This window comes from Giesbergeria sinuosa (assembly GCF_042652905.1).
Taxonomy (GTDB): Bacteria; Pseudomonadota; Gammaproteobacteria; order Burkholderiales; family Burkholderiaceae_C; genus Simplicispira; species Simplicispira sinuosa.
This window is the reverse complement of record NZ_JBHSHJ010000005.1, coordinates 16,573-30,939: the sequence shown is the minus strand read 5'-3', so window position 1 is coordinate 30,939 and position 14,367 is coordinate 16,573. Positions and strand designations below refer to the sequence as shown.

Genomic DNA, 14,367 nt, shown 5'->3' with positions numbered 1-14,367 from the left:
GAGGAGAAACTCAAGCAGGGTTTGCAGAGCCGTCCACCAAAGGCCCATGAGGCTCTAACGCGGCTAGGGTGATTTGATTGCGTCCAGCCAGTTTAGATTGGTAGAGCATTTCATCAGCACGGGTCAGCAGTTGGCTGGGACTTTGGCCGTGGTCAGGAAAGATGGCAATCCCAGCCGACAATGTGACGCGAATGTGGAGATTGGCAAAAACAATTGGCATGGCCTCTAGTTGTGTCCGCCACGATTGAACCCGCTCCCATGCCTGCTGCGCAGACATGTTTGGCATGATGGCCACAAACTCCTCTCCTCCATAGCGGGCGATCAAGTCACTTTCACGGGCACCTTGCCGCAGTAACTGTGCCAGTGCCTTGAGCACTTCATCACCTGCTGCATGGCCGTATTGATCGTTCACCTGTTTGAAATGGTCCAGATCCAGCATGACAACGGCCAGCGGTTGCTCCTCGCGTCTGGAGCGCGCAAGCTCGCGTAGAAAAGTGGCATCTAGGTAGCGGCGGTTGTAGAGTCCTGTCAGGGGGTCACGGGTGGCCAGTTCTTGCAATGCCGTTTTCTCTTGTGCCGCTTGGTGCAGTTGATTCTCTAATTGCTGCTGCGACTGTAACAACTGGGCTTCGTGTCGTTTGCGCTCACTGATATCTCGGCCTATGCCTTGATAGCCTTTGATGTTGCCATCACTGCCATAGATGGGCACAGATGACACTTCGATCCAGACTTGGCCGCCATTTTTATGGCGCATGGGCAACTCGTACTGAAAAGCCACGCATGGCGGTGCCGCCATTTTGATGGCACGACGGTCTTTGAGTTTGGTGTCCAGAATGGCTTGTCCTTGCGGTGTCAAACTCTCTTGCACAGCCGTGCCAATCACTTCTTCACGAGAGAAACCCCGTGTCTGTTGATCGGCCCTGTTGATATAAGTAAAATTTAACAGTGCATCTGTGCGCCAGACGATGTCGGCCATATTTTCGGCCAGCATGCGAAAATGCTCCTCACTGGAGTGCAACTCTTCTTTCTGGCGAAGAATGGTCCACTGGTGCCGAGCCGAAATACCTGCCAACAGCAGCAGAAAAAAATAGCCTACCGTTAGCTCTATGGTGCGCCATTGCCATTGCTCAAGCATGCGGGATTGGTCAATGCCATACGCTACGATCAACGGAAAATTTCCGGTTTTGCTAAACCCCAACAAACGTTCATGCCCATCTATATCTGATTGGGCCACATTGCTTGCTTCTGCGGTTGGAGCATGCAAAACGGCTGGAATTTGGAAGTTGGCAATGTGATTATCCGAGACCTTGGGTATCTGTGGGTGACGGGCAAGGATGGTGCGAGATTCGTCTAGCAGCGCCACAGAATCGCCCGGACTCAGACTGAGTGAGTTGAGCCAATTTTGTGCAATTTGAAGTTCGATCACTCCCATGACACCACCTTGGAAATCACCTGTTGGTGATCTGAGGTGTCGAGACAACACCAGCACAGGTTGTCCTGAAGCAGACTTTGTGCCTGGAACATAGCTGACCATAGGGCCAGAGCCGTGGTGCCTTTTGCGGGCCTCACAAACCTCTGGTTTTGATCGGACGCCGGTATTTTTTCCGGTGACTGTGGCAGTAAAAGTGCAATTGCTATCAAAAATAACAATGCTAAAGAAATCAGGAACGGTATCGGCTTTTTCCTTCAAAAGCTGTGTCAATTTTTGAAAATGGCTTTTGCTGGGATCAGGATAAATAATGTCTTCTTTTTCTAATCTTCCAAGAACATCCCGCAAGACATAATCGGTTGCCATGATTTTTGAGCTAAAGGACTGGCTAATAATTTGGCTGCGTTGCATAGCGCGATAGGCAGCATTTGACAAGACTTTGTCGTATTCTTTCTTTAAATCTATGAGTAGCCAAATGCCAGATAATGCAAGAAATGCCAATAATGTGCCATAGACCCAGAAAAATGGCGAACGAACCCGCAGTTGCCCAAATGCTGGTGCCAGTATGCCCAACGCCTGAAAAATTTTTGCCATCAACTTTTTAATCTATTAACACCCTGAAAAAGCCGTCACCAACCTGCAAAAAATCTCCTAACACCACCAAACCATGTTCTATGTCTATCTGGTCTGCTACTCTACACCCAGTAACAAAAAAATGCTTCCTTGTGGTGTGGGGGTGTTGAGAGCGGTTGGCGGTTGCCAATATCTGCATGGCGATACCAACAGCCTGACAGCCTGTGTTTGTCCGCAACCGTGGTGCCGTCTTTTAGGCCCAAGTCGATACTTGCCAACGCCTACGGCTGTTTTTACTGAACGAATCGCCCCGCAGGGCGTAATCGGCCCAACCGTAGCTGTCCCTAAGGCTGAATTTTTGGCCCACAAACTGAAGTGGCTCTGCCTTGTCTGGGGTATGCACACCCTTGAATGGAATCCAACCCAACAAATAACGGGACGATTGGGGGTTGCACGCATACCAATGCCGCTGTGTTGAATGGTGCCATCGCATGGGTGGAGCCCCGAACCTCGGACAATAGGCGCTTGACTCTTCTATCCATTCTCAAGCCCCTGCCCCCCGATGAACGCCTCTTCTGATTCCTTGGCCCCCGATAGCACCAGCACTGTCCACGAGCAGCAACGGCTAGAAAAACGACTGTACCGCCAAGTGCGCCAAGCGGTGGATGATTTTGGCCTGATTGAAGACGGCGACCGCATCATGGTGTGCCTGTCGGGCGGCAAAGACAGTTATGGTTTGTTGGATTTTTTGTGCAAGCTGCAACGCCGGGGCGCACCACGCTTTGAGATTGTGGCGGTGAACCTCGACCAAAAGCAGCCCGGTTTTCCGGCCCATGTGCTGCCGGAGTACCTGACACGTATTGGTGTGCCCTTCCATATCGAAACGCAAGACACCTACAGCGTGGTGAAAAAGCATATCCCCGAAGGCAAAACCATGTGCAGCTTGTGCTCGCGCTTGCGTCGGGGCATTTTGTACCGCTTGGCCGATGAGCTAGGCTGCAAAAAGATAGCTCTGGGCCACCACCGCGACGATATGCTGCAAACCTTCTTCTTGAATATGTTTTTTGGCGGCAAGCTCAAGGGGATGCCACCCAAGGTGGTGAGTGACCGGGGCGACCATTTGGTGATTCGCCCATTGGCCTACGTGGCCGAGGCCGACTTGGCCCGCTGGGCTGAGTTGCGCGCGTTTCCAATTATTCCCTGCACCCTGTGTGGTAGCCAAGACAATTTGCAACGCCAGCAAATCGGCCAAATGCTGCGCGACTGGAAAACCCAGTATCCCGGGCGCATCGAGAACATGGCCGTGGCGTTACAAAACTTGGTACCTTCGCATTTCATGGACAGCCGCCAGTTTGACTTTAAGGTGCTACAAGCCACTGGCGTGGCCGACCCGGCGGGCGATAAGGCTTTTGACCCAGAAGAGTTTCCGGCCTTTGCGCCCAGTGCTTTTGTGGGCGTGCCCGTTGTGCCGCAGTAAGCAGCGGTGGCCAGAGTGTTTTTGCCGGGGCATCGCAGGCGCTCTGGTGCGGGTGCAGAGAAATAATTCGACGCTGCTGTCAGGGTTTTGCTGTGGATACAGTGGCTCTTCGCATAGCCTGCATAGAAAAATTGGCAATGGGGTCTTTGGCAATGGCCCTGCGCACAGCCGCACGAACCTCGGACAATAGCGCCTTGTTGCCCCTTTCCTCTTTGACCGTGCTGCCCCCCCCAATGACCCTCAAAAGCCCTGAACTGCTGCTGCCTGCTGGCTCACTCGACAAAATGCGCGCTGCCTACGATTTTGGCGCCGATGCCGTCTATGCGGGCCAGCCGCGCTACAGCCTGCGCGCCCGTAACAATGAATTCCGCTTAGAGCAAATCGCCCAAGGCATTGCCGAGGCGCACCAGCGTGGCAAAAAGTTCTTTGTTACCAGTAACCTGATTGCGCACAACGACAAGGTGCGCACCTACCTGCGCGATATTGAGCCGGTGATTGCTTTGCGCCCAGACGCCCTCATCATGGCCGACCCCGGCCTGATCATGATGGTGAAAGAGAAATGGCCTGAACAGGCGATTCACCTGTCGGTGCAGGCCAACACCACCAACTGGGCGACCGTCAAGTTTTGGCAAAAGATGGGCGTGGAGCGCATCATTCTGTCGCGTGAGCTGAGCTTGGATGAGATTGAGAAAATCCGCCAAGAATGCCCCGACATGGAATTGGAAGTGTTTGTGCATGGCGCGCTGTGCATTGCCTACTCGGGCCGCTGCCTGCTGTCGGGCTACTTTAACCGCCGCGATCCCAACCAAGGCACTTGCACCAATGCTTGCCGTTGGGAATACAAAACCCACGATGCCGCCCTGGACTCCAGCACCGGCGAGGCCATTGCCACACGCATGGAGGGCGACTTTAACTTTGCTGCCGCCCAACAAGAGGCCGAGCAGGCTTTCTCCTCCTGCGGCGACGGCCAGCGCCATCCCGCGGCTGACAAGGTGTACCTGATCGAAGAGATTGGCCGCCCCGGTGAGCTGATGCCCATCATGGAAGACGAGCACGGCACCTACATCATGAACAGCAAAGACCTGCGTGCCATTGAGCATGTGGCCCGGTTGACGCAGATTGGTGTCGATTCTTTGAAGATTGAAGGCCGCACCAAGAGCCTGTATTACGTGGCCCGCACGGCGCAGGTGTACCGCCGCGCGATTGACGACGCTGTTGCGGGCCGCCCGTTCAACCCCGAATTATTGTTGGAGCTGGAGGGTTTGGCCAATCGGGGCTATACCGGTGGCTTGTTGGAGCGCCGTCCTAGCCAAGATTACCAAAACTACATCACCGGCCACTCTATTGCCCACCGCAGCCAGTTTGTGGGTGAAGTGCATGCGGTGCAAGATGGTTGGGCCGAGGTGGAAACCAAAAACCGCTTTGCGGTGGGCGATCTGATCGAGATCATCCACCCCAGTGGTAATGTGCAGTTGCGCTTGGAGCACATGCGCAATGCCGAAGGCCAGCCACTGCTGGTGGCCGCGGGCAATCCGTTGCGGGTTTGGATTCCGCTGGAAGAGCGTTATGCGGGTGCGCTGCTGGCACGCGTGTTTGAAGCGGCTCCTGCGGCAGAGGCTGTTAGCGCCTAACCTCCACTGAACGGGCGGGCTTGCCCTGAACAGACCAGCCCCGCCCGTTGCAGGTGAAACATCTCCAGTACCGGACTCAAGAAGAAGCCCACTTCCCACGGGTTTTTGAGGATAAAGGAGCGGCGCACCTGCTCAAACAGGGGGCTGTGGGCCGGTATTTGGTGCGCTCGCATTTCCATGATGGTGTAGTTCCATTCGATGGATTGCTCAAAGGTGAATTTGGCGCGCTCGTCAATAGTGAAAAAGCAATGTGGGTTGCGGCGCAGTTGCTTTGCCTTGAAGCTGTCGGGCATGGAGATCAGAAACACATCGTCTTCTGCACTGGACAGAAACGCCAACACTGTCGTGTGGGGCTGGCCTAGGGCCAAGGTGGTGAGCACACCCACCTTGTTATCGTTGTCTTTGGCCTCTACCGGCGGAATGCCCTGCAAAGGGCTGGGCGGTAGTGGGTGTTCTGGGCGGGCATCGGCAGGAAAGGTGTAGCCCGGTGCCGTCAGGCTGTCTACCACCTGCACGCCGTGGATCAGGGTGTATTCCAGCGGCTCCAGCACCAGCCAGTTGTCTTCAGCAGCTTGTACACGGCCTTTGTACGAGGTGCGATACACGCGCAGTTCTGCATCGAGTTCATCCACGCCAGTGCGGTTATCCAGGTGGACGGTGACCAATGATCCCACCGCCAGTTGGTGTCCACGCGGAATGAAGATATGCAGTGCATTGTTGCGCCGGGGGTAGACCACACCGATGTGGTGAACCACCCCAGTGGACTGGTAGCTGGCCAAAATGCCCAGCAGTTGTTCGTTCAGGTAGTCACGCAAGGCCATGGGGCTCTCCGGTAATGGAAATGGGTGCAAATAATTTGCTTAAAAGGCTTTGTTGCTATATAAATAATAGCAAATGATTGCTGCCAGATAATCAATATAAGCCGATTGAATTGCCCCTTCCTTGCCATTGTTTGTTATGTCCCAGTTTGCCGCCAACCTCAGTTGGCTCTATCCCCATCTTCCTTTTCTCGACCGTTTTGAAGCTGCCGCCCGTGATGGCTTCACTGCCGTGGAATACCTGGCTCCCTATGGTTGGGAGGCTGGTGAGCTTGCCGCCCGCTTGCGCACCAATGGCCTGCGCCAAGTGCTATTCAATGCCCCCGCTGCTGGGTTGACGCCACCCGAGATGGCTGCTGCATGGCAAAGTGGTGCCCGTGGCACAGCGGCTTTGCCGGGGCAAGAGGCGGCCTTTCGTGCTGGTGTGCAAGAGGCACTGCGTTATGCAGCGGTGTTGGACTGTCCACGCATCCATGTGATGAGTGGCATGGTGCCGGTGGGGGCTGATGTAGCAGCCATGCAAACCACATTGATCGACAACCTGCGGTGGGCTTGCATGCAGGCAGCCGCCCAAGGCTGCCAATTGCTGATTGAGCCGATCAACGCACGCGACATGCCGGGCTATTTTTTGCAGCGCCAAGCCCAAGCCCATGCTGTGCTGGATGCGGTGGATTCGCCCCACCTCAAGGTGCTCATGGATCTCTACCACTGCCAAGTAGCCGAGGGCGATGTAGCCAGCAAGCTGCGCCAGTATTTGCCTACAGGCCGGGTTGCACATATACAGATTGCCGGAGTGCCCGAGCGCCAAGAGCCTGATATAGGCGAGCTGCACTACCCTTATCTGTTCGATGTGCTGGATGCTTTGGGCTACGCTGGCTGGATAGGCTGCGAATACCGGCCCGCTGGCGATACCTCTAGCGGCTTGGGTTGGCGCCCGCGTGACAGCACCCCTCGGCCCTGACTGGCCCCCAATTTTCTTCTCGACTTTTTCTTGATCGCTTTGATGACTATGCGCTTTACCACCCGGTTGATTCTTTACACCGCTGCACCGGCCCTGTTGTTTGTGCTGGCTTTGGCTGCCAGCTGGTGGGGGCTGATGCGCACGCAAAACGATTTCAATCGCTACATTGGCACCGAGCAGGCCATTGTCTCGGGGCTAGAGGAGCTGTATGCCCAAGGCTTGCAGGGGGGGCAGGCATTGCGCAACATTGTGCTCAATCCGAGCAACAAAAATGCTTACGACAACGTGCGTGCTGCCGCAGAGGCCTATACCCAAGCCTACGACAACACCCTGCGCTATGCACAGGGCACGCCGTTTGAGACACCCTTGCGTGCGCTGGCACAGCAACGCAGCCAACAGGTAGCCCTGCAAAACCAAATCATGGAGTTGGCCCGCAGTGATGCCAGCGCCGCTGCCGCCGCCATCAATCAGCAAGAGATTCCGGCGTGGCGGGCCATGCGTGCCACTCTGATGGAGCAAATCAGTGCCGCCCGCAAAACCGCAGCACAGGCCCATGCCCAGACCCAAGCGCGCGCCGACCGTATTCAGATGGTTGTTTTGGTGCTGGCCTTCACAGCCGTGTTGGTGGCTGTGGTGTTGGGCGTGCTCATGGCCCGCACCTTGCAGCGTGAATTGGGCGGCGATCTGGCCCAAGCCCGCCAAGCACTGTGCCAGATGGCCCAAGGCCATCTGAGCAGCAATGTGTCGTGGCAGGGGCAGCCTACAGGGCTGATGGCCGATTTGCAAGCGGTGCAAACCTATTTGCGCCAGTTGGTGGGCCAAGTGCGCAACACCACCATGCACATCACCAGTGCTGCCACCGACATCGCCCAAGGCAACCATGACCTCTCGGCCCGCACCGAACAGCAAGCCTCGGCCATTGAGCACACGGCCACCATCATGGGGCAGCTCACCTCTATCGTGCGCCAAAATGCCGACAACGCCCACCGTGCCAACTCGCTGGCCGTCAATGCCTCCACTGTGGCGGTGCAGGGTGGGCAGGTGGTCGAGCAGGTGGTGCACACCATGGGCGAGATCAACCAAGCATCGCGCCAGATTGCCGACATCATTGGTGTGATTGATGGCATTGCCTTCCAGACCAACATTCTGGCGCTCAATGCAGCAGTAGAGGCCGCACGGGCGGGTGAGCAAGGCCGGGGCTTTGCCGTAGTGGCCTCTGAAGTGCGCAGTCTGGCTGGACGCAGCGCAGAAGCTGCCAAAGAGATCAAGACGCTGATTCAGACCAGTGTAGACCGAGTGGCCCAAGGCAGCCAATTGGTGGATCAAGCGGGCGAGACCATGACCGATGTGGTCTCTGCCATCCAGCAAGTCAGCGCCATTGTGGGGGAGATCAGTAACGCCAGCAATGAGCAAAACACGGGCGTGGCACAGGTAGGGCAAGCCATCGTACAACTGGATCAGGCTACGCAGCAAAATGCACTGCGGGTGCAGCAAAGCACAGCCACAGCCGATGGACTGCAACAGCAGTCCGAGCAATTGTTGCAAGCGGTGGCCGTGTTCCGGCTAGACCCGACCTGACGACCAATAAATAGCCACTGGCTTTATCCCTCAAAAAAACAGGAGACAACCCTATGCCCACCCCATCCACTGACCAATCCCTGGCGCGCAGGGTGACACTTCTAGCGATTGGCATGATAGGGCTGGTGCTGGTGTTGGTGGCCCTGACCATCTCTATCCTGACTGAGCGTGAAACCCGTCAGCAGGTCTATCACACAGTACAAGACCGGGTAGACAACTTGGTGCAGGCGCTGGATGCGGTGGAGGAGACCAGCCGTGAAACCGTGGTGCGTGCCTTTCGCACCTTTCGCCAGTCCTTTCAACCCACCATGCGGTTGGTCGAGTCCAGTGGCGAGCTGCAAAGCTTTGGCGTGGCTGTCAACAACGATTTTGGTTTGTTAGACAAGTTCAGCCAAGACACTGGCGGTGTGGCAACCCTGTTTGCCCGCAAGGGGCAAGATTTTGTCCGTGTCACCACTTCGTTAAAGAACGACAAAGGCGAACGCGACCTGGGCACCTTGCTCGATCGTGCCAGCCCCGCCTATGCGCGTGCGCTGGCGGGGCAAGATTACACAGGCCGTGTCACACTGTTTGATAAGCCCTACATGACGCACTATTCCCCGGTCAAAGACGATTCGGGGGCTGTGGTGGGCATTGTCTTTGTCGGGCTGGATATTTCGGCGTTTCACCAGAATCTGGTCAAGGAAGTGCAGGACACCCACTTTTTTGACAATGGCGGTGTGTATGTAGTGCAGCCCGGCAAAACGGCAGAAGAAGCCCGCTTTGTCATTCACCCCACAGCCAGTGGCAAACCCGTCACTCAAGTCTATGCGCAAGCGGCGCCTTTTCTCCAGGCGCTCTCCCAAGCGCCACAACAACCATTGCATGAAGGCGTTTTGCCATTGCGCGGTGTAGAGCTAGACGACCCTTGGGTGCTGATGCGCCCAACCCAAACCCACGGCTGGTGGGTGGTGGCCGAAGTCTCTGATGTCCAGGCAATGGCTAGCCATCGCAAAGTGGTCTGGTTGGTTTGGCTGGTGTTGGCGCTGGCGGTGGCTGCATTGGGTCTGGGGTTGTTCTTTCTGCTGCGCCGCAGCATCAGCCATCCCCTGCAAGAGCTGGCCCACACCATTACTCTGGTGGCCCAAGGCGATCTGACCCACCCTTTTCGCAGCAGCCGCACCGATGAAATTGGTACGTTGGTGTATGAGATTGAAGGCATGCGCCAGCGGTATTTGCACATGCTGCAACAGGTGCGCCAGGCCGTCGACAGCATCTCTACCGCCAGTGCCGAAATTGCCAGCGGCAACCACGACCTCTCTCACCGTACGGAGCAAGCGGCCAGCAGCTTGCAACAGACGGCACAAAGCATGGAAGAGATCACTGCCACGGTGCGCCAGTCGGCCGATGCCGCACAACATGCCAATCAGATGGCTAGCTCGGCAGCTGTGGTCGCCACGCGCGGCGGTCAGGCCGTGGGCGAGGTGGTCTCTACCATGCACGATATTCACACCAGCTCACGTCAAATTGCCGATATTGTGGGCGTGATCGATGGCATAGCCTTTCAGACCAACATTTTGGCCCTCAATGCAGCGGTGGAAGCCGCCCGGGCTGGTGAGCAGGGCCGCGGGTTTGCCGTGGTGGCTTCGGAGGTGCGCAGTTTGGCCGGTCGCTCTGCCGAGGCGGCTAAGCAAATCAAGACCCTGATCGATACATCGGTGCAAAAAGTGGAGTCTGGCACCCGGCTGGTGCAACATGCAGGCAACACCATGCAGGAGATTGTGGACGCGGTACACCGTATGGGGGACACCATGGGCGAAATCAGCAGTGCTGCCGGTGAGCAGTCTGATGGTATTGCCCAGGTCAATATTGCGGTCAGTCAGCTTGACCAGATGACCCAACAAAACGCCTCGTTGGTGCAGGAGTCAGCCACAGCGGCCCACAGTCTGCGAGAGCAGGCACACCGCCTGCGTGATGCGGTGCAGGTGTTCAAACTGACTGAACAGTCGTCCCTGCCAGCCCTGCAAGCACCCAGCAGAGCCTGAGCAGGGTAGTGAGCGGCACGCCTTGGTGGGGGGTAAGACCACAGGCGGCCACTCAGGCCCGCTCTTAGAAGAAGCCCAGTTTCTTCTCGCTATAGCTCACCAGCAGGTTTTTGGTTTGTTGGTAGTGGTCTAGCATGACCTTGTGGGTCTCACGGCCAATGCCCGACTCCTTGTAGCCCCCAAAAGCGGCATGGGCGGGGTAGGCGTGGTAGCAGTTCGTCCACACGCGGCCCGCTTGAATGGCACGGCCCATGCGGTAGGCCAGATTGCCATTGCGCGTCCAAACGCCAGCGCCCAAACCGTAGGGGGTATCGTTGGCAATGGCGAGCGCCTCGGCTTCGTCCTTGAAGGTCGTGACGGCCAGCACCGGGCCAAAAATTTCTTCTTGGAAGATGCGCATCTTGTTGTGGCCCTTGAACAGCGTGGGCTGGATGTAGTAGCCACCGGCCAAGTCGCCTTCAAGCTCGGCGCGGGCACCACCGATCAGGCATTCGGCCCCTTCTTGGCGGCCAATTTCCAAATAAGACTGGATTTTTTCCATCTGCACCTGTGAGGCCTGCGCACCCATCATCGAGTTGGTATCGAGCGGGCTGCCTTGCTGGATAGCGGCCACGCGCTGCAATACGCGCTCCATAAAGCGGTCGTAGATGGATTCTTGAATCAGCGCCCGGCTGGGGCAGGTACACACTTCACCTTGGTTGAAGGCAAACAGCACCAAGCCTTCGATGGCCTTGTCCAGAAAATCATCGTCTTTGTCCATGATGTCGGCAAAGAAGATGTTGGGCGATTTGCCGCCCAGCTCCAGCGTGGCTGGAATCAGGTTTTGCGCGGCGGCTTGGGCAATCACACGGCCCGTGGCGGTCGAGCCAGTAAAGGCAATTTTGGCAATGCGCTTGCTGGTAGCCAAGGGCATACCGGCTTCGCGGCCCAAACCGTTGACGATATTCAACACGCCCGGTGGCAGCAGGTCGGCAATCAACTCGGCCAAAATCAGGATAGAAATGGGCGTGGACTCGGCGGGCTTGAGCACCACGCAGTTGCCTGCGCCCAGTGCTGGGGCCAGTTTCCAAGCGGCCATCAAAATCGGGAAGTTCCACGGGATGATTTGGCCCACGACGCCCAGTGGCTCGTGGATGTGGTAGGCCATCGTGTGTTCGTCAATCTCAGAGATGCCGCCTTCTTGCGAGCGCAGGCAACCGGCAAAATAGCGGAAATGGTCAATCGCCAGTGGCAGGTCGGCATTGAGCGTTTCGCGGATGGCCTTACCGTTGTCCACGGTTTCGGCGTAGGCCAGCAGCTCCAAATTTTGCTCTAGGCGGTCGGCAATCTTCAGCAGGATATTGGAGCGGGTTGCGGCATCGGTTTTGCCCCAGCTGGCAAAGGCGGCATGGGCGGCATCCAGTGCCAGATCAATGTCTTCTGCTGTGGAGCGCGCTGCCTGGGTGTACACCTGACCATTGATGGGTGTGACCACATCAAAATACAGGCCACCCACCGGAGCTTTCCATTGGCCGCCAATAAAGTTGTCGTAACGGGGCTTGTACTGAATCTTGGCGCCTTCGGCGCCGGGGGCTGCATAGATCATGGTCTTGTCTCCGTGAAAGTTCTGAACGGTTGCGCTGCCCGCAGGCAGTAGCACCGCCATGCCTTGCGCAAGACCTGTGCCAGCATGGGCCACTGCCACAGAAAGGCCACAAAACCTCGGGTATTCCCCCATGCAAGGGGCTGTATCTTGGCCCGAACTCGGGCTTTTTTCTGGGTGTGAGGTACCTGTCTACTGTCTGTGGTGGTGCCGTTGTCCACACCTGTTCCTGGACAGGTGTTCCAAAGTGCAACACCTGTCCGCAAGCTGGGTGTTTCCCAGATGCACAGGGGCGGCCATGCCCGATACACTGGCTCTCTCTTGCCCTATTCGCAGGCCGCCCTATCTGCTATCGGAGACACCCATGCGCGCCCCACCCCTGTTGCCCGCGACCTTGTTGCGCCAAGCCCGGCACCAATTGGTAGAAAGTGGCTGCTGCCCCCCAGACATGCTGGATGCACGGTTGGCGCGTTCTTGGCAGCGCAGTTTTTCGGCAGGCCTGCAACCCTTGGGCTGTGCTGCCGAACTTGACCCACTGCCCCCGCGCACGCTGCAACAGATGCAGGTGCAAAACCACGGCCTGATTCGCCACTCTTTGCCCATCATGGAATACCTGTTTGCCCAGGTGCGCCAGAGCCATAGCATGGTCATCTTGGCCGACAGCCAAGGAGTGTTGATGCACACCTTGGGTGATTTGGACTTTTTGAGCAAGGTTGAACGGGTGGCCTTGGCCTGTGGTGCTTCATGGCACGAAAGCCAGCGCGGCACCAATGCCATTGGCACGGCTCTGGCCGAAGTCGATGGCATTGAAGTCCATGGCGCCGAACACTATTTGGAGCGCAATGGCTTCCTGACCTGTGCGGCCGCTCCCATTCTTTCGGCCACAGGAGAGCTGGCGGGCATTTTGGACATTTCGGGAGACCAGCGCAGCCGCCATCCCCACACGTTGGGACTGGTGTCCACGGCGGCCCGCATGATCGAAAACAGTTTGCTGCTGTCGGGTTGCCAACACCACACAGTGTTGCAGCTGCATCCGCAGCCCGAGGGGTTGGGCACCATTGCCCAAGGCTTGATTGCGTTGTCTGATGCGGGCTGGTTGGTAGGGGCCAACCGGCCCGCGTTGCAGTTGTTGGGGCTCAGGGCTACTGCCTTGGGCAGCACATCGTGGGGCCAATGCTTTGCTACCGCCTTGCAGCAGGTGCATGGGCATCCACGCACAGCGGGTGGCCCCTTGCTGCTGCGCACAGGGGCCGGCCATTTGCTGTATGCCCAAGTGCAAGCACCCCGCAGCAATTTGTCGGTGCCTGTCACCCCAGCCCCAGCAGTCACTACTGCCGATGCTTTGGCCCAACGAGATACCGGCGATCTGCGTTGGCGCAATGCCGCCGACAAAGCGCGGCGCATGGCGGCCAAGTCTATTCCGCTGCTGGTATTGGGTGAGTCGGGCGTGGGCAAGGAGCTGTTTGCCAAGGCGGCCCATGAGGCATCGCCCCGGCGCGATGCCCCCTTTGTGGCTATCAACTGTGCTGCCTTGCCCGAGCACTTGATCGAATCAGAGCTGTTTGGCTATGCACCGGGGGCGTTTACAGGCGCTCGCAAACAAGGCTCTCCAGGGCGCTTGCGTCAGGCCCAAGGCGGCACCGTATTTTTGGACGAGATTGGCGACATGCCCTTGTCTTTGCAAACCCGGCTGTTGCGTGTGTTGCAGGAGCGCCAAGTAACGCCGCTGGGTTGTGGTGATCCTGTGGCAGTGGACTTTTGGCTGATTTGCGCCACCCACCAGCCTTTGCGGGCTGCAGTGGAACAGGGGCGTTTTCGCAGTGATTTGTACTACCGCATCAATGGCCTGACGGTGCAACTGCCTGCCTTGCGAGAACGCACAGATCTGCATGCACTGACACACCACCTGCTGGCCGAACTTGATGGCCCACCGGGCTTGCACCTAGACCCCACCTTGATGCAGGCATTGGCCCGCTACGACTGGCCCGGCAACTTGCGCCAATACAGCAATGTGCTGCGCACCGCTGTGGCCTTGTTGGAGCCGCACGAGCAGTGCATCTCTTGGAGCCACATGCCCGACGATGTGTTGCAAAGCCTACAGGTCTTGCAAGACAGCACCCCTACTCCTCCGCCACCGCCCTCCGTGTTGCCCGCTGCCAGCTTGCAGACACTGTCCCAACAGGCCATTGCGCAGGCTTTGCAGGCCCATCAGGGCAACGTTTCAGCGGCTGCGCGGCAATTGGGCATCAGCCGTCAAACACTTTACCGCCGCTTGCGAGAGCATGGACATTGAC

The 14,367-nt window shown here is 57.4% G+C and carries 9 protein-coding genes; 6 read left to right on the top strand and 3 right to left on the bottom strand.

The window, feature by feature from the left end; genetic code table 11:
• Positions 1-10: 10 nt before the first annotated feature.
• Positions 11-1,432 carry a sensor domain-containing diguanylate cyclase gene (locus tag ACFO6X_RS08075; RefSeq protein ID WP_382431841.1) on the bottom strand — a complete coding sequence of 474 codons (1,422 nt, stop codon included), beginning with the start codon at positions 1,430-1,432 and terminating at the stop codon, positions 11-13.
• Positions 1,433-2,564: 1,132 nt separating this feature from the next.
• Between ACFO6X_RS08075 and ttcA the strand changes: the two genes are divergently transcribed.
• Positions 2,565-3,479: a tRNA 2-thiocytidine(32) synthetase TtcA gene (ttcA, locus tag ACFO6X_RS08070; RefSeq protein ID WP_382431839.1), complete on the top strand. Its 915-nt coding sequence runs from the start codon at positions 2,565-2,567 to the stop codon at positions 3,477-3,479.
• A gap of 233 nt (positions 3,480-3,712) precedes the next feature.
• Positions 3,713-5,110, top strand: coding sequence for a prephenate-dependent tRNA uridine(34) hydroxylase TrhP (trhP, locus tag ACFO6X_RS08065; protein WP_382432158.1), 1,398 nt, complete (start codon positions 3,713-3,715; stop codon positions 5,108-5,110).
• Here trhP and ACFO6X_RS08060 read toward each other — a convergent pair.
• On the bottom strand, positions 5,107-5,931 hold the full coding sequence (locus tag ACFO6X_RS08060; RefSeq protein WP_382431837.1) for a pyridoxamine 5'-phosphate oxidase family protein: 825 nt from the start codon (positions 5,929-5,931) through the stop codon (positions 5,107-5,109). The genes trhP and ACFO6X_RS08060 overlap by 4 nt on opposite strands.
• Before the next feature lie 136 nt (positions 5,932-6,067).
• Between ACFO6X_RS08060 and otnI the strand changes: the two genes are divergently transcribed.
• The 3 genes from otnI to ACFO6X_RS08045 are packed head-to-tail and all read left to right on the top strand — an operon-like array spanning position 6,068 to position 10,491.
• Complete coding sequence (gene otnI, locus ACFO6X_RS08055) at positions 6,068-6,889, top strand: 2-oxo-tetronate isomerase (protein ID WP_382431835.1); 822 nt, start codon at positions 6,068-6,070, stop codon at positions 6,887-6,889.
• A 42-nt stretch (positions 6,890-6,931) separates the two neighbouring features.
• Positions 6,932-8,467: a methyl-accepting chemotaxis protein gene (locus ACFO6X_RS08050; protein WP_382431833.1), complete on the top strand. Its 1,536-nt coding sequence runs from the start codon at positions 6,932-6,934 to the stop codon at positions 8,465-8,467.
• Between the two features lie 53 nt (positions 8,468-8,520).
• A complete protein-coding gene (locus tag ACFO6X_RS08045; protein ID WP_382431831.1) occupies positions 8,521-10,491 on the top strand; it encodes a methyl-accepting chemotaxis protein in 1,971 nt (656 codons plus the stop codon).
• 64 nt (positions 10,492-10,555) lie between these two features.
• On the opposite strand, the gene exaC is transcribed toward ACFO6X_RS08045, so the two are convergent.
• A complete protein-coding gene (gene exaC, locus ACFO6X_RS08040) occupies positions 10,556-12,076 on the bottom strand; it encodes an acetaldehyde dehydrogenase ExaC (RefSeq protein WP_382431829.1) in 1,521 nt (506 codons plus the stop codon).
• Positions 12,077-12,437: 361 nt separating this feature from the next.
• On the opposite strand from exaC, the gene ACFO6X_RS08035 reads away from it, so the two are divergent.
• The gene (locus ACFO6X_RS08035; RefSeq protein ID WP_382431827.1) at positions 12,438-14,366 is read left to right on the top strand and encodes a sigma-54-dependent Fis family transcriptional regulator; all 1,929 of its coding nucleotides are present in this window, start codon (positions 12,438-12,440) and stop codon (positions 14,364-14,366) included.
• The last annotated feature ends 1 nt before the right edge of the window (position 14,367 follow it).